23 protein-coding genes and 1 pseudogene are annotated in these 24,245 nt (G+C 46.3%); 11 read left to right on the top strand and 13 right to left on the bottom strand.

Going from position 1 to position 24,245, the window contains the following annotated elements:
• Positions 1 to 5: 5 nt before the first annotated feature.
• Both DW083_RS12210 and DW083_RS12205 read left to right on the top strand, forming a co-directional pair.
• Positions 6 to 1,229 carry an ABC transporter permease gene (locus DW083_RS12210; protein WP_115500201.1) on the top strand — a complete coding sequence of 408 codons (1,224 nt, stop codon included), beginning with the start codon at positions 6 to 8 and terminating at the stop codon, positions 1,227 to 1,229.
• Between the two features lie 63 nt (positions 1,230 to 1,292).
• A complete protein-coding gene (locus DW083_RS12205) occupies positions 1,293 to 2,180 on the top strand; it encodes a sugar phosphate isomerase/epimerase (protein ID WP_115500200.1) in 888 nt (295 codons plus the stop codon).
• Positions 2,181 to 2,266: 86 nt separating this feature from the next.
• Here DW083_RS12205 and DW083_RS12200 read toward each other — a convergent pair whose 3' ends face one another.
• On the bottom strand, positions 2,267 to 3,001 hold the full coding sequence (locus DW083_RS12200; protein WP_122332536.1) for an HAD-IA family hydrolase: 735 nt from the start codon (positions 2,999 to 3,001) through the stop codon (positions 2,267 to 2,269).
• Between the two features lie 122 nt (positions 3,002 to 3,123).
• Here DW083_RS12200 and DW083_RS12195 point away from each other — a divergent pair, with 122 nt between their 5' ends.
• The gene (locus DW083_RS12195) at positions 3,124 to 3,732 is read left to right on the top strand and encodes a hypothetical protein (RefSeq protein ID WP_122332535.1); all 609 of its coding nucleotides are present in this window, start codon (positions 3,124 to 3,126) and stop codon (positions 3,730 to 3,732) included.
• 112 nt (positions 3,733 to 3,844) lie between these two features.
• On the opposite strand, the gene DW083_RS12190 is transcribed toward DW083_RS12195, so the two are convergent.
• The 6 genes and pseudogenes from DW083_RS12190 to DW083_RS12165 form a co-directional block, all read right to left on the bottom strand.
• Positions 3,845 to 5,188 carry a glucose-6-phosphate isomerase gene (locus tag DW083_RS12190; protein ID WP_122332534.1) on the bottom strand — a complete coding sequence of 448 codons (1,344 nt, stop codon included), beginning with the start codon at positions 5,186 to 5,188 and terminating at the stop codon, positions 3,845 to 3,847.
• A gap of 10 nt (positions 5,189 to 5,198) precedes the next feature.
• Positions 5,199 to 6,194, bottom strand: a complete 996-nt coding sequence (locus DW083_RS12185) for an NAD(P)H-dependent glycerol-3-phosphate dehydrogenase (protein WP_115500193.1) — start codon at positions 6,192 to 6,194, stop codon at positions 5,199 to 5,201.
• 11 nt (positions 6,195 to 6,205) lie between these two features.
• A complete protein-coding gene (gene lysS, locus DW083_RS12180) occupies positions 6,206 to 7,936 on the bottom strand; it encodes a lysine--tRNA ligase (protein ID WP_122332533.1) in 1,731 nt (576 codons plus the stop codon).
• Between the two features lie 111 nt (positions 7,937 to 8,047).
• The gene (gene nadD, locus DW083_RS12175; protein WP_122332532.1) at positions 8,048 to 8,638 is read right to left on the bottom strand and encodes a nicotinate (nicotinamide) nucleotide adenylyltransferase; all 591 of its coding nucleotides are present in this window, start codon (positions 8,636 to 8,638) and stop codon (positions 8,048 to 8,050) included.
• Between the two features lie 154 nt (positions 8,639 to 8,792).
• A pseudogene (locus DW083_RS12170) lies at positions 8,793 to 9,217 on the bottom strand (guanylate kinase).
• A 152-nt stretch (positions 9,218 to 9,369) separates the two neighbouring features.
• The gene (locus DW083_RS12165) at positions 9,370 to 10,242 is read right to left on the bottom strand and encodes a YicC/YloC family endoribonuclease (protein ID WP_199659175.1); all 873 of its coding nucleotides are present in this window, start codon (positions 10,240 to 10,242) and stop codon (positions 9,370 to 9,372) included.
• 198 nt (positions 10,243 to 10,440) lie between these two features.
• Between DW083_RS12165 and tsaB the strand changes: the two genes are divergently transcribed.
• Both tsaB and DW083_RS22290 read left to right on the top strand, forming a co-directional pair.
• On the top strand, positions 10,441 to 11,139 hold the full coding sequence (gene tsaB / locus DW083_RS12160) for a tRNA (adenosine(37)-N6)-threonylcarbamoyltransferase complex dimerization subunit type 1 TsaB (protein WP_122332530.1): 699 nt from the start codon (positions 10,441 to 10,443) through the stop codon (positions 11,137 to 11,139).
• A 77-nt stretch (positions 11,140 to 11,216) separates the two neighbouring features.
• Positions 11,217 to 11,363 (top strand): hypothetical protein, encoded by a 147-nt coding sequence (locus tag DW083_RS22290; RefSeq protein WP_167451685.1) that lies wholly within the window; start codon positions 11,217 to 11,219, stop codon positions 11,361 to 11,363.
• A 67-nt stretch (positions 11,364 to 11,430) separates the two neighbouring features.
• On the opposite strand, the gene DW083_RS12155 is transcribed toward DW083_RS22290, so the two are convergent.
• Genes DW083_RS12155 through mce form a run of 5 tightly spaced genes read right to left on the bottom strand, consistent with a single transcriptional unit; the run spans position 11,431 to position 15,995 of the window.
• Complete coding sequence (locus tag DW083_RS12155; RefSeq protein ID WP_115500174.1) at positions 11,431 to 12,627, bottom strand: sodium ion-translocating decarboxylase subunit beta; 1,197 nt, start codon at positions 12,625 to 12,627, stop codon at positions 11,431 to 11,433.
• Between the two features lie 4 nt (positions 12,628 to 12,631).
• Positions 12,632 to 13,063 carry a biotin/lipoyl-containing protein gene (locus DW083_RS12150; protein ID WP_122332529.1) on the bottom strand — a complete coding sequence of 144 codons (432 nt, stop codon included), beginning with the start codon at positions 13,061 to 13,063 and terminating at the stop codon, positions 12,632 to 12,634.
• A 22-nt stretch (positions 13,064 to 13,085) separates the two neighbouring features.
• Positions 13,086 to 13,973, bottom strand: a complete 888-nt coding sequence (locus DW083_RS12145; RefSeq protein WP_115500207.1) for an OadG family transporter subunit — start codon at positions 13,971 to 13,973, stop codon at positions 13,086 to 13,088.
• Between the two features lie 21 nt (positions 13,974 to 13,994).
• Positions 13,995 to 15,548, bottom strand: coding sequence for an acyl-CoA carboxylase subunit beta (locus DW083_RS12140; RefSeq protein ID WP_115500172.1), 1,554 nt, complete (start codon positions 15,546 to 15,548; stop codon positions 13,995 to 13,997).
• A 39-nt stretch (positions 15,549 to 15,587) separates the two neighbouring features.
• Positions 15,588 to 15,995, bottom strand: a complete 408-nt coding sequence (mce, locus tag DW083_RS12135) for a methylmalonyl-CoA epimerase (RefSeq protein ID WP_115500171.1) — start codon at positions 15,993 to 15,995, stop codon at positions 15,588 to 15,590.
• Positions 15,996 to 16,247: 252 nt separating this feature from the next.
• Between mce and DW083_RS12130 the strand changes: the two genes are divergently transcribed.
• A complete protein-coding gene (locus DW083_RS12130; protein ID WP_122332528.1) occupies positions 16,248 to 17,141 on the top strand; it encodes an Rpn family recombination-promoting nuclease/putative transposase in 894 nt (297 codons plus the stop codon).
• 783 nt (positions 17,142 to 17,924) lie between these two features.
• Positions 17,925 to 19,190, top strand: coding sequence for a DUF4934 domain-containing protein (locus tag DW083_RS12125; RefSeq protein WP_122332560.1), 1,266 nt, complete (start codon positions 17,925 to 17,927; stop codon positions 19,188 to 19,190).
• A 16-nt stretch (positions 19,191 to 19,206) separates the two neighbouring features.
• Here the strand turns inward: DW083_RS12125 and DW083_RS12120 are convergent, their stop codons facing one another.
• The gene (locus tag DW083_RS12120; RefSeq protein WP_122332527.1) at positions 19,207 to 21,612 is read right to left on the bottom strand and encodes a TonB-dependent receptor; all 2,406 of its coding nucleotides are present in this window, start codon (positions 21,610 to 21,612) and stop codon (positions 19,207 to 19,209) included.
• A gap of 144 nt (positions 21,613 to 21,756) precedes the next feature.
• Here DW083_RS12120 and DW083_RS12115 point away from each other — a divergent pair, with 144 nt between their 5' ends.
• From DW083_RS12115 to DW083_RS12100, 4 genes are read left to right on the top strand one after another with little or no spacing between them, the layout of a single operon-like run.
• Positions 21,757 to 22,317, top strand: a complete 561-nt coding sequence (locus tag DW083_RS12115; RefSeq protein ID WP_122332526.1) for a nitroreductase family protein — start codon at positions 21,757 to 21,759, stop codon at positions 22,315 to 22,317.
• Positions 22,314 to 23,078 (top strand): Rossmann-like and DUF2520 domain-containing protein, encoded by a 765-nt coding sequence (locus DW083_RS12110; RefSeq protein WP_122332525.1) that lies wholly within the window; start codon positions 22,314 to 22,316, stop codon positions 23,076 to 23,078. The genes DW083_RS12115 and DW083_RS12110 overlap by 4 nt, the downstream gene beginning before the upstream one ends.
• Positions 23,075 to 23,596 carry an HAD family hydrolase gene (locus tag DW083_RS12105; protein ID WP_115500165.1) on the top strand — a complete coding sequence of 174 codons (522 nt, stop codon included), beginning with the start codon at positions 23,075 to 23,077 and terminating at the stop codon, positions 23,594 to 23,596. The genes DW083_RS12110 and DW083_RS12105 overlap by 4 nt, the downstream gene beginning before the upstream one ends.
• 39 nt (positions 23,597 to 23,635) lie before the next feature.
• Positions 23,636 to 24,220, top strand: coding sequence for a Maf-like protein (locus DW083_RS12100; RefSeq protein WP_122332524.1), 585 nt, complete (start codon positions 23,636 to 23,638; stop codon positions 24,218 to 24,220).
• Positions 24,221 to 24,245 lie beyond the last annotated feature (25 nt).

Below are 24,245 nucleotides of genomic sequence, written 5' to 3'. Positions count from 1 at the left end.
AAGTGATGAAAAAAGAACATCGTTTACGATATATAATCAAGCAGGGAATTCTGGATACCTTTTATATCTGGAAAGATGAACTGAAGAATGTGTTCCGGGACGAAGGTGTGCTGATCTTCTTCTTCCTGGTGCCGTTTGCCTATCCATTGCTGTATTCCTTTATCTACAACAACGAGGTGGTACACGAGGCCAAGATGGTGGTTGTGGACCAGTCCGACTCGTATCTGAGCCGCGAGTTTACCCGCCGGGTGAATGCAACGCCGGATGTGGAGGTGATTGCCGTCTGTACGGATATGGAAGAGGCAAAGCGGATGCTGGATGAAAAGAAGGCATACGGGATTCTCTATTTCCCGACGGAGTTCAGTAAAGATTTGCATAGGGGCAAGCAGACGACCGTCCCTTTGTATTGTGATATGAGCAGCCTGCTGTTCTATAAGGCTTTCTTGTTGTCGGCAACAGAAGTGTCGCTGGATCTGGGAAAAGAGCTCCGGCGACATAATTCGCCGGGCGCATCGGATAAGCAGGAGCAGATCACGGTCGATCCCGTGCCTTATGAGTCTGTGACGATCTTCAATTCGCAGAATGGCTTTGCCAGTTTCCTGGTTCCGGCTATCCTGATCTTAGTGATTCAGCAGACGCTGGTCTTAGGTATCGGTATGTTGGGAGGGACGGCACGCGAGAAGAACAGTCTCCATAACCTTGTACCGGTCAGCCCTCATTTTAACGGGACGTTGCGGGTCGTGTTCGGCAAGTCTTTGACGTATATATTGATTTATGTGGTGGTCTGTATCTGGGTAGTGGCGGTTGTACCGAAACTGTTCTCTTTGCCACAGGTGGGAGATCCTATGACGATTTTGCTGTTTCTTCTGCCGTATCTGTTTGCTTGCATCTTTTTTGCGATGACTTTATCCGGCTTTATGACTAACCGTGAAGCCCCCATGTTGCTGTTTGTCTTTACCTCGGTGATCCTGTTGTTCATCTCCGGCGTTTCCTGGCCGAAAGAGGCGATTCCTCCTTTCTGGCAGGTGGTCGGATATGCTTTCCCTTCTACACCTGGGATTCAGGGATTTATCCGAATCAATACCAGCGGGGCGACTTTGAACGAAGTGGTACATGAATACCACACGTTATGGATACAGGCAGGTGTCTATTTCGTCTTAGCATGTATTATTTACCGGTTCCAGATCCGGCGCAGAAAGAAATTTGAGGATTTTAACGTTATTATGTAAGGAAACATCAAATATAGTTTTATTTTTGTAGAAATTCTCAAGCAAACTTAATTTTTTAGTACTATGCAAAACAGACGTGACTTTTTAAAGCAAGCATCATTATTGCTCGCGGGGGGTGTGGTGATGCCTCAGTTGTTATCTTCTTGTGCCGGTAAAGCTGCCGCTGCCGACTCGTCCAAGTATATTGGGCTTCAGTTGTATTCTTTAAGAGACCTTGTAAAAGAAGAAGGAATTCAGAAAGTGTTGGAAACCGCTTCCAAGATGGGGTATAAGAACCTTGAAACGGCCGGCTACGATAATGGTAAGGTCTACGGTATGGCTCCTGCCGAATTTAAGAAAATGGTGAACGACCTGGGTATGAAATGTACGAGTGCCCACTTGGGACAGGAGTTCACGAAAGAAAAAGAAGCAGAGGTGATGAGTTGGTGGGACCAGGCTATTGCTGCTCACAACGAATTAGGCGTTAAATACATGGTTCAGCCCTGGATGCCGGTTAATGACAAGACCACGCTGGATGACCTGAAGATGTATTGCGACTATTTCAACACGGTCGGTTATAAGGCTGCTGCTGCAAGTATCGCCTTTGGTTATCATAACCATGATTTCGAATTCCGCAAGATAGAAGATCAGTTGATTTATGACTTCTTGTTGGATAACGTAAGCCCGAACCATGTATTCTTCGAAATGGATGTGTATTGGGTGCAAGAGGGAGGTGGAGATCCCGTTGCCTACCTGAAGAACCGTCCGAGCCAGTTCAAGGCAATCCATATCAAAGATGAGAAGGAAATCGGCGCCAGCGGTAAGATGGATTTCAAACCTATCTTTGACCAGATGTATGCAAATAACATCAAAGACTGGTATGTTGAAGTCGAACAGTACACGCAGAACGATCCCGTTGCCAGCTGTCAGCAGAGTTATGATTACCTGAACAACGCAGATTATGTGAAGTAGTAGAGACGCACGGCTGTGCTTCTCTCTTATGTTATGAAATTTTTAGGCACGGATGAAAAAAGTAATCCGTGCCTAATTTTATTATGTCAGTTGCTTCTGACCGCATTCATGATATTCTTCCAATCTTTCGCTAAGGCGGTCATACTCGGATAGAGCAGGTCGGCGCCGGCATCCAGCAATACCCGGTCGTCGAGTGGTCCGGTGTTGACTGCTATCGTGAAAATTCCGGCTGCAACGCCTGCCTGCACACCCATCGGGGCATTCTCTACGACGAAAGCTTCATTGGCTTGCACACCTGCTTTCTTCAATCCCATCAGGTAGGGTTCGGGATGGGGTTTGCCGTATTTTACGTCGAAGGCCGTTACCATCTTATCACGTTGGAAGCATCCTGGATAGGTATGTTCCAGTTTATTTATCAGGCTGTGTTGTCCGGAACCGGTGACGACGAGCGTTTGCAGGTTGGACGCTTTGACTGCCTGTAAGACCTCTGCGGCTCCCTGCATCGCCTTTCCGTCATTATATTTATTGAATAAGGTTGCCTTCTCTTCGTAAATGGATTTCTTTTCCTCGTCGGTCGCGTCCCGGTGGAAGGTCTTTTGATACAGTTCGTTGATGGTACTTTCGCCTGTCCGTCCTTCATACAGATAGAAAATTTCCGGTGTGGATATCAACTGATGGCTGGTAGCCGTTTCGTACCAGGAACGGGCGTGGAAACGCATGGAGTCGTATAGAACGCCGTCCATATCGAATAGCACGGCTTTAGGAGAAAGTGCAGTTTGTTTCTGCTTTTGCAGATATCGGGTGATCGCTTCTTGAATCATATCTTTTTTTTACGCTTAAAAAAACTTCCGCAAAGTTACTAAAATCCTGTAGATTTTTTTATCTTTGGTTCAACGTATCCCGGCGTCCGGGCCATAATAATTACCAATAAAATCAGAAGAGTATGAAAAAGGGTTTATTGTTGTTAGCAGCGCTGCTGTGTACTCTGAGCTATCAGGCGAAAGCCCAGCGTTGGACAGATTTGCAGCATGAGGTATCGTTGAGTTATGGTGGTCTGCCGGTAGTGGATTTGCTGGACCATTATGAAAACTACTTTAATCCGCCTGCATCGGCCGATGCGGACTTGTTTGACGATAAAGGTAAGTTTGGAGCCTTGAATATCAGTTATCTTTTTTATCCGGATGAGAATCTGGGTTTCGGGGTTGTTTATTCTTATACGAACAGTGATAAGCGGATTATCCGCAATGATAAGTTGGTCGGGGATTTCTATAACTCTTTCCATTCTGTTTGCCCCTCCATCAAGTATAACTGGTATAACTATAATTTTATAACGCTTTATTCCCGTATAAATGCAGGTATCGCTATTGCGACCACGAAGTCTTCCTTTATCAATAAGGAATCGTTACCGGAGGAAAAAACGGCGACAAAAGCCTTCTTTATGTACCAGGTGTCTCCGATAGGAATAGAAGTCGGCAAACAGATCGCCGGCTTTGTCGAGGTCGGTTTCGGCCATATGGGTACGGCAATGGCGGGATTGCGTTACCGGATGTGAATCGATATAGTAAGGTTAATACACCGGCCTATTATAGGCCTTGAAACAAAAAGGAGAAGTCTACAGTGATGTGACCTCTCCTTTTTAATTATAGATAGAAACATATGTCTGATTACAATCGGGCGCGGATCGCTTCGCTTTCCTTTTCGTATCCCGGTTTGTTCAGCAGGGCGAACATGTTTTTCTTGTATGCTTCAACACCCGGCTGGTCGAACGGATTTACACCTAACATATAACCGCTGATACCGCAAGCACGTTCGAAGAAATAGAACAACTGGCCAATGTAGTAAGCGCTTACTTCCGGCATTGTGATCTTGAGGTTGGGAACACCGCCGTCTACGTGAGCCAGCTGGGTACCTAATTCTGCCATCTTGTTTACTTCATCTACGCGTTTGCCGGCAAGGAAGTTCAAACCGTCCAAGTTTGCTTCGTCTGTCGGAACAAGTACTTTATGGGTCGGCTCTTCTACAGAAATGACCGTTTCGAAGATGGTGCGTTCGCCATCCTGAATCCACTGGCCCATAGAGTGCAGGTCGGTTGTCAGGTCTACGGAAGCCGGGAAAATACCTTTGCCGTTCTTACCTTCGCTTTCGCCGTACAACTGTTTCCACCATTCAGCGATGTAGTGGAGTTTCGGGTGGAAGTTAGCGAGGATTTCAACTTTCTTACCGCTCTTATATAATTCATTACGCGTTGCAGCATAGATTTCAGCCATGTTGTCGGCAAAAGGTACGCTTACGTCTGTCGCTTTTTCCATAGATACGGCACCAGCGACCAGATCGCGGATATTGATACCTGCAACTGCGATAGGCAACAAACCAACCGGAGTCAGTACGGAGAAACGGCCGCCAACGTTGTCAGGGATAATGAATGTCTTATAACCTTCCTGATCTGCCAATGTACGGAGCGCACCTCTCTTGGCGTCTGTGATGGCAACGATGCGGTGTTTGGCCTCTTCTTTGCCGACTGCATCTTCCAGCTGTTTCTTCAACATACGGAAAGCTAAGGCCGGTTCGGTAGTCGTTCCGGATTTGGAGATATTGATCAGGCCGAACTGTTTGCCTTTCAGGATTTCGCAAAGTTCATACAGGTAGTCTTCGCCGATATTGTGTCCGGCATATACCAGAACCGGGTTCTTACGGTCTGTATGCAACCAGTCGAAGCTATTGTTCAGGGCTTCTACCACTGCTTTTGTTCCCAGATAGCTACCGCCGATACCGATGGCAACAACAACTTCACATTTAGAGCGAAGTACGTTAGCCGTATTTTCGATGTCTGTAAGTTCAGCATCTGTAATAGAAGAGGGGAGATGCAACCAACCTAAAAAGTCGTTACCTGCTCCATTACCATTTTGTAAAGTGGCATTACATTCGTTAGCCTTTGCAGCCTGAGCATACACCTGTTCTTTTGTAACAGTACCCAGTGCCTTGTCAATGTTAAGACTGATGTTCTTCATATTCACATTATTATTTAAATGTTTCGGTCAACTGCCGTATCGCGGTAGTCGGCGATTTCTTTTCGTATAAAATACTGTATAGAGTATCTAAGATCGGCATGTTTACCTTATATTTCTCGTTTATCTCGCGGATACATTTGGTCCCGTAATAGCCTTCTGCGATCATTTCCATTTCAAGCTGGGCTATTTTGACGGAATAACCTTTCCCGATCATGGTACCGAACGTACGGTTCCGGCTGAACCGGGAATAAGCGGTCACCAACAAATCGCCGAGATATACGGAGTCGGTCACATCCCGTTCCAAACCATGTACGGCATTGAGGAAGTTTCGCATCTCTTCAATCGCGTTGCAGATGAAAACCGCCAGGAAGTTATCTCCGTATTTCATACCGTGGCAGATACCGGCAACGATAGCATATACGTTTTTCAAAACGGATGCATATTCAATACCTGTAACATCCTTACAACAGGAGTTGTTCAGATACTGGTTTTTGAATACGGGAGCGATTGCTTTTGCATTCTCGATATTCGGGCAAGCCAGTGTGATGTAGGACAACCGTTCGAGTGCGATCTCTTCGGCGTGGCACGGCCCGCCGATAACGGCGATATTATCAATCGGCACATCGTAATACTCGGCAAAGTAGTCGGCTACAAGCATATTTTCATCCGGCACGATTCCCTTGATGGCTGAGATGATGAATTTATCCTTCATCGAAGTGGTCACCTTCATCAGATGCTGTTTCAGGAATGGGGACGGAGTGGCGAAAATTAATGTATTCGACTCTTTTATGACCTCGTTTATATCTGTGTAGAATTTGATTTTGTCAGTATCGAATTTAATAGCGGAGAGATAGCTGGGGTTATGCCCCAACAGCATAAACTCTTCCACCTGGTCTGGTCGACGCATATACCAGTTAATACTATCTTGTGTAGAAAGTACAATCTTGGCCAAGGCGGTAGCCCAGCTACCACCACCCATTATTGCAATTTTTCCGGGCAACTTCATAGTATTATCTATTATTTGACAACTTTGGCAATCCATGCCTCAACTTCTTCGGCAGTTGGGTTTTGCAATTCCAACTTATATTTCTTATTCATTTCGCAGAGCTCCTGTCTCAGCTTGTTGGGATTTACATCAGCCAGCGTGTCGACTGTTATATATCCGGCTTTCTGCAGGGCGGGAACCCAAGCTTCGTCGATGCCTAAAGCTACATACTTATCGGCTGCATCTTTCTTGGCTGTCTTTTCCGGACGCATCTGAGGGAAGAGCAATACTTCCTGGATGGTCGTCTGGCCTGTCATCAACATCACCAAGCGGTCGATACCGATACCGATACCGGATGTGGGAGGCATACCGAACTGAAGGGCGCGCAGGAAATCCTGGTCGATAAACATCGCTTCGTCGTCTCCCTTTTCGCTCAGGCGCAATTGCTCTTTGAAGCGTTCTTCCTGGTCGATCGGGTCGTTCAGCTCGCTATAGGCGTTGGCTAATTCTTTACCGTTGACCATCAGCTCGAATCGTTCGGTCAGTCCCGGTTTGCTCCGGTGCATTTTTGTAAGCGGGCTCATTTCGACAGGGTAGTCGATGATGAAGGTCGGCTGGATGAATGTGCCTTCGCAGAATTCACCGAATATTTCATCGATCAGCTTGCCTTTGCCCATTGTATCGTCGATTTCCAGTTTCAATTCTTTGCAGATCGAACGGATTTCATCTTCGTTTTTGCCGTTCAGGTCGTAACCTGTTTTTTCTTTGATGGCATCCAATATCGGTAAGCGGCGGTAGGGTGCTTTAAAGCTGATAGTCTTACCATCAACTGTGCTTTCGCTCGTGCCGTTGACTGCGATACAGATCCGTTCCAGCAATTGTTCGGTGAAACTCATCATCCAGTTATAATCCTTATATTGGACATAAAGTTCCATACATGTAAATTCCGGATTGTGCGTCCGGTCCATGCCCTCGTTACGGAAATTCTTGCCGATTTCGTAGACGCCTTCGAACCCTCCGACGATCAATCTTTTCAGATAGAGCTCGGTAGCGATACGCAAATAGAGGCCGATATCCAGTGAATTATGGTGTGTGATGAACGGACGGGCGCTTGCTCCTCCGGGGATCGACTGCAAAATAGGAGTTTCTACTTCCGTATATCCGGCTTCATCCAGCGCAGTACGCATCGTTTTGATGACTTTTGCGCGTTTCATGAAAATATCCTTTACGCCATCGTTTACTACCAGGTCGACATAACGCTGGCGATAGCGCAATTCTGCATCGTTAAATCCGTCGTATGCTACGCCGTCTTTGTATTTAACGACCGGCAGCGGTTTGAGTGATTTGGATAATACGGTCAGTTCCTGTGCATGAACGGAAATTTCGCCCATCTGTGTACGGAATACGAAACCTTTGATCCCGACGAAGTCACCGATATCCAGCAATTTCTTGAAAACGACGTTGTACAAGTCTTTGTTTTCTTCCGGACAGATATCATCGCGAGAGATATAAACCTGTATTCTGCCTTCGGAATCCTGCAGCTCCATAAAGGAAGCCTTACCCATAATACGGCGGCTCATGATACGGCCTGCAATGCTGACAGGACGAGGCTCCGCGTCGTCTTTAAAATTCTCTTTTATTTCTTTGGAAAATGCGTTTGTTACGTACTCAGCGGCGGGATAAGGCTCTATCCCCATCTGGCGCAACTGCTCCATGCTGTTACGTCTTATGATTTCCTGTTCACTCAGTTCTAATAGATTCATTATGCTATTATTTTGTATAATACGGCGCAAAAGTACAAAACTTTTCTTACTTATCCCCTAAAAACGGGTGCGACTTTACGCTTTATGTTCTTAAAAGGTATTGTTTTGTAATCAGAAAGGCAGGTTTCGTATGGCTTCGGGCAGGAAGAAACGAACGTCTTTCCCTGCTTCATATGCCTGGCGGATGAAAGAGGAGGATATTTCGATTAAAGGGGCGTCTACTAATTTAATATGAGGATATTGTGCCGGTATTTCGACATCGAAACCTTTACGGGGATAGATGAAGATAGGATAATTGGAAACGATGGATTCATATTCCACCCACCTGGTAATGTATTTCCAGTTGTCGGCTCCCATGATAAAATAAAATTCCCTGTCCGGATAATTTTTTTCTAATGCCCGGAGGGTATGGATGGTGTAAGTGGGTTGCGGAAGTGAAAATTCGAAGTCGCTCGCCTGGAATTTGGGATAACCGGCAATGGATTTTTTCACCAGTTCGTAGCGAAGCCGGTCGTCCATCAACTCCCCTTTTGCCTTTAACGGATTATGTGGAGTGATCAGGAACCACAATTCATCCAATTCCGTAAATTCACACAGCCAGTTGGCTAATGCCAGATGGCCGATGTGAACCGGATTGAATGAACCGGAATAGATTCCGGTTTTGCGTTTCCCGGTTGCGTCCTGTATCAGTTCCGTTTCCACTTGAAAATATTAATAGCTTGTATACCAAATACCAGTCCGGTACCGGTTGCGATTATATATTCCTTATAATAAAGGGCGAACGCACAGGTGACAAGTGCCAGGATTGCTATTACTATAAAGGTGTACAGCCACTTTTTGGATAAACTTTTATTGCTCATGCCTTTTCCAGAAATTCTTTTATCACCTTCAATGCTTCGTCCTGTGCTTTTTCCAGTTTGTCATTAACCACGATTACATCGAATTTGTCAGCAAAGCTCAGTTCGTATTCGGCTTTTGCGATGCGGCTTTCGATCACTTCCGGGGTATCCGTCCCACGACCTCGAGGCGTTTCCGCAGGTCTGCGATGCAAGGAGGTTGGATGAAAACCGACAATGCGCGGTCGCCGTAGAATTTCTTGATGTTACACCCGCCAACCACGTCGACGTCGAATATCACGTTATCGCCGTTATTGAGTCTTCTTTCGACTTCGCTTTTCAGCGTGCCGTAATATTTATCTGTATAGACTTCTTCGTATTCCAGGAAATCCCCGGCTGCGATACGGCTGCGAAATTCGTCCGGAGTAAGGAAATAATATTCCACTCCGTCCTTTTCCGTTCCGCGCGGGGCCCGGCTTGTAGCGAGATGGAGAAATGCAGGTTCAGGTTCTGCTTCAGCAGGAAATTAATGATAGTTGATTTGCCCGAACCAGACGGTGCGGAGAATATGATCAATTTGCCGGCCATATGTTTGTTTTATAATACATTTAATACTTGTTCCTTGATCTGTTCCAGTTCGTCTTTCATCTGAACGACGATCTTTTGCATTTCAGCATGGTTACTTTTCGAACCGAGCGTATTGATTTCACGTCCTATTTCCTGGGCGATGAAACCAAGCTTTTTGCCTTGTCCGTGTCCGCTTTCCATTGTGCTGATATAGTATTTCAGGTGGTTGTCCAGGCGGTTCTTTTCTTCGTTTACATCTAATTTTTCGATATAATAGATCATTTCCTGTTCGAAACGGTTCTTGTCGTAGTCCTGTCCGGCAATCTTTTCGAGGTTGTCCATGATGCGGATCTTTACCTTTTCGATCCGTTCCTTTTCATAGAGTTCTACTTCCGAAAGCAGACGTGCGATGTTGGCAATTTTCTGTTCAAACAGTTTTTGCAACATGGCGCCTTCCTGGATGCGGAAATCGCAAAGATGCTTGATTGCCTCTTTGATCGCACCCTCTACGACTGTCCATTCTTCCTCGTTTACTTCCTGCGCCTCAGTCTTGATTACGTCCGGCATGCGAAGTAATGTCTGGAACCAGTCTGAAGGAAGCGCGATATTCAGTTTGTCGGAAATATCTTTGATCTGGTTGTAGTAGTTTTCCACCGCAGGCAGGTTGATTTGGGTGGGGATGTCTTTTCCGATATATTCGATGAATATATTGAATTCGACTTTCCCACGTTCCAATGACTGGAGTAACAAACTGCGTATCTGCATTTCCTTATCTTTGAAAATAGAAGGAATACGCGTTGACAAATCCAGCTGTTTACTGTTCAGAGCCTTTATTTCTACGGTTACTTTTTTTGAAGGAAGCTCGGCTGTAACCTTACCGAATCCTGTCATTGATTGTATCATTATTCTGAGAATTAGATTGCAAAGATAGTTAATCAATTGACAATTGGCAATTGACAACTGACAATTATTGGGGAAGAACAAAGAAAAGCTGGTTATCCGTCAACTGTGAGTCTATTTATTTTATACTTTTGCATCCGTAATCAATATTGACATTGGCATATTAATTGTCAATTGTCAATTATCAATTGTCAATTAATTATGTCCTGCATTTTAAATATAGAAACATCAACTTCCGTCTGTTCAGTCGCTTTGTCTGCGAATGGGGAAGTCCTTTTTGAGAAGGCCTCTTTCGAAGGCCCTTCACATGCCGCTTTGTTAGGCGTATTTGTAGAAGAAGCCCTTTCCGTGTTGAAAGAAGGAGGAGGGAAGCTGGATGCGGTTGCGGTTAGTAGTGGTCCGGGTTCTTATACCGGGTTGCGTATCGGTGTATCCGTTGCCAAAGGCTTGTGTTTCGGCTTCGGTATTCCTTTGATCGGTATCCATACATTAGATATCATGGCAGCTACTGCCATCAAACAAAATAGAACTGCGGCTGATTGTCTTTATTGTGCGATGTTGGATGCCCGCCGGATGGAAGTGTATGCAGCTATCTATGATGCATCATTAAAGCTTGTCCGCGAAACGACTGCCGACATAGTGGAGGCAGAAACATATGCTTCCTATCTGGAAAAAGGAAAAGTATGCTTCTTCGGTAACGGTGCTGCGAAATGTAAACCGGTCATTACTTCTCCGAATGCTCTGTTTATGGAAGATATCCATCCATTGGCTGTTAATATGATCCCCTTGGTGGAGGAGGCTTTTGCCGCTGGCAAGTTTGAGGATACCGCCTACTTCGAACCGTTCTACCTGAAGGAATTCCAGGCGACGGTTGCGAAGAATAAGGTGCTGGGGAATTAAGAAAAGAATAGTAGAAAGCTAAACTAAACAAGTAAACGTCTTGTTCTATTTCCAAATTAAATAGGAAAAGAATACATATGAGACGGAAGAATGTAAATGTACTGTTGATCTTTGGAGTTGTGATAGCAATTGTCTTGTTGATGATTTGGCTATTTTTAGGAACGACATTGGAACAGGAGGCCAATCCGGAAACGGACCCACTGACAATAGAACAAAATATCTGATAAGGCCCGGATATAAAAAAGCCTCCGCATCATCGATACGGAGGCTTTTTATGTAGAATAAAATCGATTATCCGAGGAATCCCAGCAAGATACCGGCTGCAACAGCAGAACCGATTACACCGGCCACATTCGGACCCATAGCGTGCATCAACAGATAGTTGGTCGGATCATATTCCAAACCTACATTCTGAGAAATACGGGCCGAGTCAGGTACGGCGGATACACCGGAGTTACCGATAAGCGGGTTGATCTTGTTGCCTTCTTTCAGGAACAGGTTGAAGAACTTCACGAACAGGATACCTGCACAAGTCGCAATCACGAATGACAGGGCACCCAGACCGAAGATCTTGATAGAGTTCCATGTCAGGAACTGAGTTGCCTGAGTGGAAGCACCAACTGTTACACCCAACAGGATTGTGATCGTATCGATCAGCGGACCGCGGGCTGTTTCAGCCAAACGACGTGTCACACCACTTTCTTTCAACAGGTTTCCGAAAAACAGCATACCCAACAGAGGCAGACCGGAAGGAACCAGGAAGCAAGTCAGCAACAAACCTACGATCGGGAAAACGATCTTTTCCGTAGAAGAAACTGCTCTCGGCGGTTTCATGCGGATCAAACGTTCTTTCTGGGTTGTCAGCAAACGCATGAACGGTGGCTGGATGATAGGTACCAACGCCATATATGAATAAGCGGATACCGCAATCGCACCCATCAGGTTCGGTGCCAGTTTGGAAGAAAGGAAGATAGCCGTAGGACCGTCAGCACCACCGATAATACCGATAGCACCAGCCTGGTTCGGTTCGAATCCCATCTGAAGAGCAATGATATAAGCACCGAAGATACCGAACTGGGCAGCTGCACCGATCAACATCAGCTTTGGATTGGAAATCAAAGCGGAAAAGTCGGTCATAGCCCCGATACCGAGGAAAATCAACGGCGGATACCATCCGGAGGTTACACCCTGGTAGAGGATGTTGAGCACAGACCCTTGTTCGTAAATACCTACTTGCAATCCGGCATCTTTGAAAGGAATGTTACCGATCAGAATACCGAATCCGATAGGGATAAGGAGCATAGGTTCAAATTCATATTTAATAGCCAGGAAGATGAACAACAGACCGATAAGGATCATTGCAAGATGACCCGGTGTCGCGTTGTAAACCCCTGTATAAGTGAGGAACAACTGCAGGTTTTCTCCCAGAAACTGGAGGAAACTTTCCTGTGCTGCGCCTGCTGCTTGTAATAATACTGATCCTAACATAATATTATCCTATTACGACGAGGTCAACACCTTCCAGTACGGAATCCCCTTTGTTTACTTTTACTTCAATGATCTTACCGTCACGATCGGCATTGATGTTGTTTTCCATCTTCATGGCTTCGAGGACGAGCAGATTCTGGCCTCTCTTCACAGCATCGCCGACTTTACAGTTAACCTGCAGGATTACACCTGGCAGCGGAGATTTAACCGCACCCTTGGTAGTAGAAGCTGCCGGACGGGATACGACCGGTTCGCCGCTTGCTGTCGTTGGAGCCTGGGCCGGACGTTTCAGTGTGACCATCTGTTTTTTTGCCGGTTTCTCCATCTTAACCTGATAGGGAGTACCGTTTACTTCCACTTCAGCAATGTCGTCTACCACTGAATTGATATGTACTTTATATACGTTACCGTTAATAGTATATTTGAAACTTTTCATTCTTGTTTGTTTTTAAAGATAATTACTTTTTGGGTACTTCACGCAGACCATAAATCTTAGAGCTCCAAGGAGAGTAAGTTCTTTGTACCTTGCGGATCGTAAGAACCGTATTTTCGATGTCGTGGTTGTCGTCGCTCATTTCATACAGAGCAGCACCGATAGCCGCGAAGATTTCTCCTGATTCCTGTCCTGCATTAGCTGCAACAGTTGTTGAACCTGCTGCTTTCTGTGCGTTGCGTTTGCTGGCCGCAATAGAGAATTTACCGATTTGTTTAAAGATAAAGAACAACAGGAAGAGTCCGGTAAACACAACAGCCATAGCTGTCAGTGTCATACCGATACCCCAAGCATCGTTTGCCTTGAAGTTGTCGATCTTTTCGTTTGAGTCCAGCGTCTTATTGTTCGTACTGGGGGTCACTTTCGTCAACTGTGCCCATTCTTCCTGTCCGTCAATAATACGACCGTAACTGATATCCGCTTTTTGTGAAGCAGGGATAACGATCTCGTCAATCAGTGTTTTCCCGTCGGCATCGTAAAGTGCCACATAATTTTCTTTAGACGGGTCAAGAGTGAAGTTAACATGGAATGTACCGCGATTAGGTTCTCCGTCCGCCCAGAATAATGTATGCTGGCGCGGAGGAATAATAGTCAGCACGTCACCCTTTGGAATCGGATACTTCTTCGGATTGTTTTTGTCATTTGTCAAAAAACATCCCGCAATGTTTACCGAACCGGCCGAATTATTGAATAATTCGATCCAGGCATGACGCTTGTCGTATTCATCAACGAAGTTGTCTTCGTTGACGACCAACACTTCATTTATTCGCATGGAGGTTGCACGCTGTGCTTTTGCCCCGAATGAAACGAGCAAAGCAAACAACAGCAAGACCCCTATTTTCTTATTCATCATATTCATTTCCTGTTTTAAGAATTATAGAGGCAGATTGTCATGTTTCTTAGCAGGATTGCTTAACTTTTTAGTCTGCAACTGTTGTAAAGCGCGAATAATACGGAAACGAGTGTTACGCGGTTCGATAACATCGTCGATATAACCATATTGAGCGGCATTGTACGGGTTGGCAAATGCTTTTTTGTATTCGGCTTCTTTTTCTGCAGCGCAAGCTTTCGGATCTTCTGCGGCAGCCACTTCTTTTGCAAAGATAACTTCTACTGCACCGCTCGGGCCCATAACAGCGATTTCAGCCGTCGGCCAAGCATAGTTCATATCACCGCGCAGGTGTTTGGAACTCATCACACAGTAAGCACCACCGTAAGATTTACGCAGTGTAACAGTTACCTTAGGCACTGTAGCTTCGCCGTAAGCGTAAAGCAATTTGGCACCATGCAGGATCACACCGTTGTATTCCTGGCCTGTACCCGGCAAGAATCCCGGTACGTCTACCAATGTTACCAACGGAATGTTGAATGCGTCGCAGAAGCGGACGAAACGGCCTGCCTTACGGGAAGCGTTGCTATCCAGACATCCTGCCATAACTTTCGGCTGGTTGGCTACGATACCGACTGTCTGACCGTTGAAACGTGCGAAACCTACGATAATGTTTTTAGCGTAGTCTGCATGTACTTCCAGGAATTCGCCGTTGTCGATGATTGTACCGATAACTTCGTACATATCGTAAGCCTGGTTTGGATTATCAGGGATGATGTCGTTCAGGTTGTCATCCAGACGGTCGATCGGATCTTTACATTCGATCAGAGGAGTTTCTTCCAGGTTGTTCTGCGGCAGGAAGCTGATCAATTTGCGGATCAACTGCAAACCGTCTTCTTCTGTGTCTACAGCGAAGTGAGCCACACCGGATTTTGTCGTGTGTACGCTTGCACCACCCAGTTGTTCCTGGGTTACGTCTTCACCTGTAACAGTCTTTACAACTTTCGGACCTGTCAGGAACATATAGCTTGTTCCGCGAGTCATGATGTTGAAGTCAGTCAGGGCAGGAGAGTAAACTGCACCGCCGGCACACGGACCGAAGATTCCGGAAATTTGAGGAATAACGCCTGAAGCCAGGATGTTACGCTGGAAAATTTCGGCATAGCCGGCCAAAGCGTTTACACCTTCCTGGATACGTGCGCCGCCAGAATCGTTCAAGCCGATAACGGGAGCACCCATTTTCATGGCCTGGTCCATTACTTTACAGATCTTCATGGCCAAAGCCTCAGACAAAGCACCGCCGAATACGGTGAAGTCCTGTGCATAAATATATACCAGGCGTCCGTCGATCGTACCGTAACCTGTTACGATACCGTCGCCCAGATACTTAGTTTTTTCAATACCGAAGTTTGTACAACGGTGCTGTACGAACATATCGAATTCTTCAAAACTTCCTTCATCCAGCAACATGGCAATACGTTCGCGTGCCGTGTATTTTCCTTTTTTGTGCTGAGATTCAATTCTTTTCTCTCCACCACCTAAACGAGCTGTTTCGCGAAGGGCGATAAGCTCCTTTACTTTTTCAAGTTGGTTACTCATTGTATTTTTGATTTGTTGTTAGAAATGAACTACTTTTTTTTACTTTCCCGGCATGCAAAGCTCTGTTAAAACACTGCATGTAGATTTCGGATGAAGGAAAGCAATGCTTAAGCCTTCTGCTCCTCCGCGGGGAGCTTTGTCGATCAGCTTAACGCCTTTTGATTCAGCTTCGTCCAGAGCAGCCTGTACATCGGGCACTGCAAATGCGATATGGTGGATGCCTTCACCTTTCTTTTCAATGAATTTAGCGATTGTGCTGTCTTCACTGGTCGGTTCCAGTAATTCGATTTTAGTCTGACCAACTTTGAAGAATGCGGTTTTAACTTTTTGGTCGGCTACTTCTTCGATGTTGTAGCATTTCAAACCCAATACTTCTTCGTAATACGGTAAGCAAGCTTCAATACTCTTCACTGCGATACCCAGATGTTCGATATGTGTAAGTTCCATGTCAATAATAATTTAGTAATTTAATATTGTTTTTTGTTCTATGCGGGCAAAGGTACACTCTTTTTGTGAATAGAGAAATAATTCATTAATATTTATCAGCATGATTTGAATATGTTTAAAAGCCTTTATCGGGGTTAGAAACGGAACTTGAAATATAAAAGAACCATAAATGTTGTGCGTTCTTGATAAATCATTACCTTTACCGCACCATCCGGTATTGGATGGCAACCTGACTAAATACCTATAATAACTATGGGAAAGTTTTTAAATCCGTTTACGGACGTCGGCTTTAAAAAGCTGTTCGGACAAGAAGTAAACAAGTTTTTGTTGATCGAGTTTTTAAATGATCTGTTGGTCGGAGAGCACCATGTGGTTGATATCTCCTTTATGAATAAGGAGATTGTGCCGGAAGCGTTTGCCGGCAGGGTAGTGATATTCGACATCCTTTGCAAGGATACTGATGGTAGTTACTTCATCATCGAAATGCAAAACCAGTATCAAGATTACTTTTTTGACCGCGGTTTGTATTATCTTTGCCGTATGATAGGCAACCAGGGTAAGCGGGGAACCGACTGGAATTATCAGATCTATCCGGTTTACGGTATCTACTTTTTGAACTTCCGCCTGCCTCAACTGGTGAAATTCAGGACAGATGTAGTACTGTCCGATCGTGAAAACGGGGTTGTAATGAACAATAAGCTGCGCCAGATTTATCTGTCGTTGCCTTATTTTACTTTGGAGGCAGAGAACTGCCATACAGATTTTGAGTGTTGGATTTATTTATTAAAGCATATGGAAACGTTGGACAGAATGCCTTTTGAAGCAAAGAAAGCTGTTTTCAAGAAACTGCTCGAAGTGGCGGATGTTGAAAACATGACTCCTGACGAACGCGAATGCTATGAAGAGTCGCTGAAAGCATACCGCGATTACGTCAACACGATTGCCACGGCTGAACGTATCAGTCGCGAAAAAGGTCTTGCCGAAGGAGAAGCCAGAGGACTCGCTAAAGGGGAAGCTAAAGGTCTCGTTGAAGGAGAAGTCAAAGGTAAGCGTCAGATGGCAGCCTATTTGAAGAAAGAGGGGCTTTCCACCGAAATGATAGCCCGTTCTTCCGGTCTGTCGGTAGAAGAAATAGAGAAGCTTTGAAGTGTCATCTGAATAAGATACCGTCATGAAAGCGGCCGTTTGCACAAGCAGACGGTCGCTTTTTTTATTCTGTATAACCTTCCACTCCGGGAATTGATGGAATCCAAATTTAGAGAGCCATTAGGGGGGCTTATTGTATAAAACGCATTTTTTAGCTCCAAAAGACATCTGAAACCAAACAAATGTTAATCCGCTTTTTTGACCTCAAAAAGGGACTTTTTCCGCTTTTTTGAGCGTTTTCAGCAATTATGACCGTCCTCTTTGCTACCGCGACCGTGCTAATGTATAGTGCACTCGGCACCTCGCAAAGATTAGGACGGTCGTAGTGGCGATTATGACCGTCCTAATTAGAAAGAGGACCGTTTTCATGGCAAAAAAGCCCCTAAATTTCCTTGGGATATTTGGAACGCCGTCCGTTTTATTTTCAAATATTCGATTCTCCGGGAGTTAAGCTTTATCACTTTGGCGGTCTTTCTGGTTTCCAGTAATCAAATTGTACGCTTTTTCAGACAGCCTGCGCACCTCGCTCCATCTGTTGTCAGTCGGGAAGTCTAAAAACCGTGAAAAGTGTCAATCCAAAATCGATCAAGATTTCAGACGAAATAGAAAAACGGTTGAAATGAGGGTTATTGTAATTTCCGGGTAGGTTTACGACAAGTTGAAATCAAGCCTTTGTTAGTATTTCGGATTAATTCTCTACCTTTACAGCCGTAGTTGGTTTTTATGGCTTAGAATGAGATAGAAAAGAAGAATAACATTAAATGTATAATGAATTATTATAAAATGAAAAGATTAAAACAATATGCCGGTTTGCTGACCGGGCTTTTGCTCATATCATGTTCGGGTGTAGATAGAACGGTTAATATGAACACTATAGATGTAGCCGGGGCCATGGAGAACCTCCAGGAACTAAAAGTATCTCAACTGGGAAGTAAAATCAGGTTTGTGCCTTTGGAAACCAGCGATAGTGTCTTAGTGGCTGACCATTGGGATTTTTGGGTGACCGACAAATATGTCATTGTAAGCAACGTGGGGCGTGGCAGTAGCCAAAGATGTATGACCTTTGATCTGAATACAGGCAAATACATAGCCACGATAGGGCATCCGGGACAAGATCCGGAAGCATACGGAAGCAGTGTTCCGGTCTTAGATGCATCAGGGAATGACGTACTCTATTTCTTTAAACCGACAGGAATCGTGAAATATAGTATGGACGGCCGTTTTCTGGGTTCGATAAATTCGACAATAATGAACCGCAGGCTCACTTCTTATCCGTTGATCAACGATACGGTGATGACAACGGTACTGTCGGGTAGCAGTCCTGAAGGCGACCGATACATATCTCTCCTGCGCATGAATCTGGAAGGGAACCTGATCGATTCTGCGGCAGTGGTAACACAGGGAAAGCCCATTGACCCAAACGCGCGTGTCAGGTATTTTGATGCATCCATACAAAATTATCCGAGCTTGATGCCTTATAGCGGCCTAAAATACAGTAGGATTAAAGGACGGCGTGAAGATGTGGGGCCGACTGTGGAAATAAAAGGTTCAGACCAAATGTGGCAGACCGATGGATATATTCGCTTCCATCAGGCATTCAACGATTCTATTTATGATATGACAGCCGAAAACACTCCCATTGCCTATGTGTTTGACACCGGCAAATGGCGCTATCCGGTTGAAGAAACAGGAAAAACGGAAATGACGTCCGATCACGTTTTTGTAACAGATATGACAGAAACTACGGACAAAATAGTGTTTGCCGTAAGCAATGGCTGGTTTGGAGAGGACAACAAAGGCTATGTGGGACTCTACGATAAAAAGACAGGAGCCACTGCCATGAGTAAAATAGAAAAAGGTTTTCAAGATGACCTTACCGAGTTTGCACCGTTCTATCCTGTACGTACTAACAACAAGGGACAGCTGGTAGGCGTGATGACAATTGAGGATATTGACGAATGGCTGGAAAAGCACCCGGGTGCGGAAAGGCCGACGTTTATCGAAACATTGGTCGAAGATGCTAACCCGGTGCTGGTGATTGTGGAATGACTAACTAAGCGCTTTTTTAGAAGTCTACAATAAGACGGACATTCAATTGGCGCCCGGTCAGGTAATTCGGGATTGCGTATTGATGGTTGTCGATGTTCGTGATCCAATAATAAGAGCTTGTATTCTTTATGTCGAACAGGTTGAACACATCGAGTCCCAGCCAGATGTTTTTCAGGTTGCGGAAGAAGCCCCGGTCCATGATCGCATCCGTTCCTCCGGCAAGCTGATAAGAGAAACCGAGGTCTACACGCTTGTAGGCCGGCGTGCGGAAATAACCGTCTTCATAGCCTGTACGTGGGGCTGTGACGGGAAGGCCGCCGGACAATACGCCTTTCAAATTCAGCTTGACACGTTTGTAGCCGGGGAAATAATCCTGGAAAAAGACCGATACGTTATATCCCTGGCTGTTCGGCATCGGAACATATTTGCTGCCCCGGATGCTCTGTTCCGCCTTCATCAGCGAGAAGCTGATCCAGGAGTCTGTGCCCGGAACAAACTCTCCGAAGAATTTGACATCGAGTCCCATCGCATGGCCTTGGGCGCAGTTCTCCCCGTAGTAACGGATTTTCACATTGTCTACGGTGTAAGGATTCAGGTTGTCCAGCTTTTTATAATACATATCGGCGCTGAGCTTGAAGTTACGGCCCGATGCCCGGAAGGTATAATCGCCACCGGCAATGACATGTATGGAGCGTTGGGATTTCAGATTCTCGTTCAGCTGGATGATGCTGTTGCCATATTCGTCTTGTACGGTAGTGCGCAGCTCCTTATAGAACGGAGACTGGTAGTACAAGCCGGAAGCCAGGCGGAAAGTCAGGTTCTGGTCGAAGTTCGGAATGAACCCGAGCGAAACACGCGGGCTGAATATAAATTCCTTATTATAGCTCCAATAACTACCGCGAACACCGCCTACTACCGTGAATAATCCTTGCTTGGTACGGAATTTGAATATATCCTGCAGGTAGCCGGAGATGCGGGTACTTTCCAGTTCGTTGTCGGAAAACAGGTTGGCGATCACGTTAACCGTTCCGCCGCCTTGCGGGAGCGAGTAACCTGCGGAGTCCCGCTTTTCCCATTCACTGATTTTATCGTTGATTTTCTCCATCTGTACGGTTGCGCCCCACTTCAAGGTGTTGTTCTTCAGGCGGGCGACTCCATAGTGGCCGACGTTCATGATATTCGAATGTAACCGGTTGCGGGCATGCTCGTTATAGCGGGCTACGGACAGTTCCTGCATATCTCCGCCGTTTTCTTCGGCGGCATCTCCCAACCAGTAATCACCGGCAATGTCATATCCTTCCTCTTCTTTACTGGTAAAGGCGGAGGCTTGCAGGCCCAATTCGGTATGTTCGTTGGGGTTATGTTTCAGTGTCAGTGCCCCGAACAGGGTCTCGAACCTGTCCCGTTCCTGTCCGTTCATATACACCATGAACTTTTTCGCATTGGTTGCCGTACCGAAAGACGTTTCCCGTGTATGCGGGATGAATGTATATTTGTTGATCGCTAAGTTACCCAGGAAGTTCACTTCCCATTTAGGGGCAAGCTGGTAGGTCATATAGGTCTGCAGGTCGATGAAGTTCGGGTCGTATTCGGCGTCCGTATCGGTGGTCTTTAACAGCGAACGGCCTGTCTTGTAACGGAAACCGGTTACTTGTGTGAATTTCCCCGAAGAACTTCCGATATAGGCATTGGCGCCTAACAGGCTGGCAGAGGCCGACCCTTCAAACATTTTGGGTTTTTTGTATGTGATATCCAATACGGAACTCATTTTATCCCCGTAACGCGCTTCGAACCCTCCGGCGGAGAAATTGACGGATTCCGTCAGGTCCGGATTGATAAAGCTGAGCCCTTCCTGCTGTCCGGAACGGATCAGGAGCGGACGGAATACTTCGAGGCCGTTGACATAGACGATATTCTCGTCATAGCTTCCTCCCCGGACCGAGTATTGCGAACTAAGCTCATTGTTTGAAGAGACGCCGGCAAACGTAACGACCAGACTTTCGATGCTCCCCCCGGCAGGGTCGGGAAGTAGCTTCACCCGGTCGGCATTCAGCGTTTCAAGGGTTGTTGTCTGTTTGCGGATTGCGGTGGTGGTGACTTCCCCCAGTTCGATGGAGGTGTAGTTCATCTGGACATTGAGCCGCATGTCTTTAGTTACCTGTGGAATAATCCGTTCTGCCTTGTTGTAGCCGAGGCATGAATAGATAAGCGTGACCGAATCCCCGGTCGCAACCGAGAGCGAGTAGTGGCCTTTTTCATTACTCATCGTTCCGTTCAACGTATTCTTCACCCGGATATTGACCAGCTCGAGCGGGTTGCCGTCTGCATCGCGGACATAACCGCTGATTTTGGCACGTCCCTGTCCGAAAGCCGGTATCGAAAATAATATAAATAGTAGCGCAGCTATTGCACGAATCTTCATAATCTATTATAGTTATAGCTTTACTAACGCAGGAAATAAGGATTTATTTTCCGTATGCCCCAAACTTGTTCATTCTTTTGTTCTTTATCACCTAAATAATTACCTTTGTTATCTGTTTAGCAATATATATAAAGTAAGATATAAATGGAAAGTTTCTCAACACTGATAAAAAACAGAAGAAGTACCCGTAAGTTTACGGACCGGTTATTGAATCCGGAACAGGTGGAAATGATATTGAAAGCCGCCCTTATGGCACCCGCTTCCAAGCGGAAGAACCCCTGGCAGTTCGTTGTCGTGGAAGACAAGGATATGTTGGCAAAGCTGTCGGAATGCAAACCGGTGGGCGCCGCCTTCCTGAAAGATTGCGCGTTGGCAGTCGTGGTACTGGCGAATGTGATGGAAAGCGATGTTTGGGTGGAAGACGCTTCCGTCGCCTCCATCTATATGCAGTTGCAGGCCGAAGACCTCGGGTTGGGCAGCTGTTGGTGTCAGATCCGGAACCGCCAGACGGAAGACGATGCGGATGCTGCCCAGTATGTACGCGGTCTGCTGAATATCCCGTACCAGTTAGAAGTCCTTTCCATTATCGGTTTCGGATATAAGGACCAGGAACGGAAACCGTTTGACGAATCCCACTTGCAATGGGAAAAGATACATTTAGGCTCATATCCCATGCCGGGCGAAAACGGACCGGAAGAAGCATGAAGATCATCTTTTTAGGTTCCGGCAACCTGGCGACCCGTCTGTCGCTCGAAATGCACCGGAAAGGTATGCGGATCGGGCAGGTATATAGCCATACACCGGAAAACGCCGAGCGACTGGCAGCGCAGTTGGGCTGCCCCTGGACAACTGTTCCTGAAGAGGTCGATACGGATGCCGACCTGTATGTCTTTTCCCTGAAAGATACAGTGTTGGCAGACGTGATCGCCCGGATCAGGCCGAACAACGGGTTGTGGGTGCATACGGCAGGCAGTATGCCGATGGATGTCTTCAGCGGATATACAGCCGATTATGGAGTCATGTATCCCATGCAAACCTTCAGCAAAGCGCGTCCCGTAGACTTTAGCGTGATCCCCTTTTTCCTGGAAGCCAATACGCCGGAGAACGCCGGCAAACTGCAACAGATAGCCGGAGCGCTTTCCGGGAATGTCCGTTTCCTGTCGTCCGACAAACGTAAAAGCCTCCATCTGGCCGCCGTCTTTGCCTGTAATTTTACCAACCATATTTATGCGTTAGCTGTTAAAATATTACAGGGGCAGGAGATACCGGCCGATGTCCTGCTGCCGCTTATCGACGAGACGGCAGCCAAGGTGCATACGATGACGCCTGCCGAGGCGCAGACCGGTCCGGCTATCCGCTATGACGAGAATGTAATCAATAAACACCTGGCCATGCTGGACGACCCCGATATGCGGTCTGTCTACCAGCTGATCAGCCAGAGCATACATAAGGAGGCACAAATATGAGCAGTATCAATTATGACCTGAATAAGATAAAGGCATTTGTTTTTGATGTGGACGGTGTCCTGTCGTGCGACGTAGTCTCGTTGCATCCCAACGGCGATCCCATGCGCACTGTCAATATAAAGGATGGTTACGCCTTGCAGCTTGCCGTCAAGAAGGGATACCAGGTAGCGATCATTACCGGCGGTTATACGGAGGCAGTGAAGATTCGTTTCTCCCGTCTCGGCATTACCCATATATATATGAAGAGCGCCGTCAAGGTCCATGACTATCGGGATTTCCTGGAAAAGACGGGGTTGCAGCCCGAAGAGGTGATGTATGCGGGTGACGATATACCCGACTACGAAGTGATGCAGCTGGTCGGTTTGCCTGTGGCGCCTGCCGATGCCGCACCGGAGATTAAACGCATAGCCAAGTATATCTCCCATAAAAACGGGGGAGAAGGTGTCGCCCGCGATATCATCGAACAGACGATGAAGGCGCAGGGGCACTGGATGGGAGACGAGGCGTTCGGTTGGTAAGAGAAGAAAAGGAGAGATATTAATTATGAATTATGAGATATGGTATTACCTAATTTAAAGAAATATAAGATCGTCCTGGGCTCCAACTCCCCCCGCCGGCGTGAGTTACTGGCGGGATTGGATATTGATTTTGAAGTGCAGGTGATCCCCGGCATAGACGAATCATACCCGGAGACATTAAAGGCGGAAGACATCCCTGTCTATCTGGCCCGGAAAAAGGCGGAAGCCTATCTGCAAACAATGCCCGACAACGAGTTGCTGATAACGGCCGATACGATCGTGTGGACCTTTGATGAGATACTGGGGAAGCCGAAAGACCGTGAAGACGCCATCGCCATGCTGAGGAAACTCTCCGGCCGTGTCCACGAGGTCGTAACGGGTGTCTGCATCACGACAAAGGAGAAAACCATCTCTTTCTCCGCCGCATCGGCAGTCTGCTTTGCCGAGTTGGACGACGAGGAAATCATCTATTATGTAGATAAATACCATCCCTTCGACAAAGCCGGCAGCTACGGCATACAGGAATGGATCGGGTATGTGGCGGTCGAAGCCATCAACGGCAGCTTCTACAATGTCATGGGCCTGCCCGTCCGGCTTCTCTATCAGGAGCTGAAGAAGCTGTAAAGAATTGACAAAATTCTATGTTTTA

Source organism: Parabacteroides sp. AF48-14 (genome assembly GCF_003477465.1).
Taxonomy (GTDB): Bacteria; Bacteroidota; Bacteroidia; order Bacteroidales; family Tannerellaceae; genus Parabacteroides; species Parabacteroides acidifaciens.
This window is presented reverse-complemented; position numbering and strand designations above follow the sequence as displayed.

Coding starts and splice junctions, on each gene's coding strand:
- tsaB (WP_122332530.1), top strand. CDS start 10,441: ATGTCCTGCATTTTAAATATAGAAACATCAACTTCCGTCTGTTCAGTC.
- DW083_RS12145 (WP_115500207.1), bottom strand. CDS start 13,973: ATGATGAATAAGAAAATAGGGGTCTTGCTGTTGTTTGCTTTGCTCGTT.
- DW083_RS12205 (WP_115500200.1), top strand. CDS start 1,293: ATGCAAAACAGACGTGACTTTTTAAAGCAAGCATCATTATTGCTCGCG.
- DW083_RS12115 (WP_122332526.1), top strand. CDS start 21,757: ATGGAAAGTTTCTCAACACTGATAAAAAACAGAAGAAGTACCCGTAAG.
- DW083_RS12150 (WP_122332529.1), bottom strand. CDS start 13,063: ATGAAAAGTTTCAAATATACTATTAACGGTAACGTATATAAAGTACAT.
- DW083_RS22290 (WP_167451685.1), top strand. CDS start 11,217: ATGAGACGGAAGAATGTAAATGTACTGTTGATCTTTGGAGTTGTGATA.
- DW083_RS12155 (WP_115500174.1), bottom strand. CDS start 12,627: ATGTTAGGATCAGTATTATTACAAGCAGCAGGCGCAGCACAGGAAAGT.
- lysS (WP_122332533.1), bottom strand. CDS start 7,936: ATGAATCTATTAGAACTGAGTGAACAGGAAATCATAAGACGTAACAGC.
- DW083_RS12125 (WP_122332560.1), top strand. CDS start 17,925: ATGAAAAGATTAAAACAATATGCCGGTTTGCTGACCGGGCTTTTGCTC.
- DW083_RS12110 (WP_122332525.1), top strand. CDS start 22,314: ATGAAGATCATCTTTTTAGGTTCCGGCAACCTGGCGACCCGTCTGTCG.
- DW083_RS12210 (WP_115500201.1), top strand. CDS start 6: ATGAAAAAAGAACATCGTTTACGATATATAATCAAGCAGGGAATTCTG.
- DW083_RS12190 (WP_122332534.1), bottom strand. CDS start 5,188: ATGAAGAACATCAGTCTTAACATTGACAAGGCACTGGGTACTGTTACA.
- DW083_RS12120 (WP_122332527.1), bottom strand. CDS start 21,612: ATGAAGATTCGTGCAATAGCTGCGCTACTATTTATATTATTTTCGATA.
- DW083_RS12130 (WP_122332528.1), top strand. CDS start 16,248: ATGGGAAAGTTTTTAAATCCGTTTACGGACGTCGGCTTTAAAAAGCTG.
- DW083_RS12140 (WP_115500172.1), bottom strand. CDS start 15,548: ATGAGTAACCAACTTGAAAAAGTAAAGGAGCTTATCGCCCTTCGCGAA.
- DW083_RS12195 (WP_122332535.1), top strand. CDS start 3,124: ATGAAAAAGGGTTTATTGTTGTTAGCAGCGCTGCTGTGTACTCTGAGC.
- DW083_RS12100 (WP_122332524.1), top strand. CDS start 23,636: ATGGTATTACCTAATTTAAAGAAATATAAGATCGTCCTGGGCTCCAAC.
- DW083_RS12185 (WP_115500193.1), bottom strand. CDS start 6,194: ATGAAGTTGCCCGGAAAAATTGCAATAATGGGTGGTGGTAGCTGGGCT.
- DW083_RS12105 (WP_115500165.1), top strand. CDS start 23,075: ATGAGCAGTATCAATTATGACCTGAATAAGATAAAGGCATTTGTTTTT.
- DW083_RS12200 (WP_122332536.1), bottom strand. CDS start 3,001: ATGATTCAAGAAGCGATCACCCGATATCTGCAAAAGCAGAAACAAACT.
- DW083_RS12165 (WP_199659175.1), bottom strand. CDS start 10,242: ATGATACAATCAATGACAGGATTCGGTAAGGTTACAGCCGAGCTTCCT.
- mce (WP_115500171.1), bottom strand. CDS start 15,995: ATGGAACTTACACATATCGAACATCTGGGTATCGCAGTGAAGAGTATT.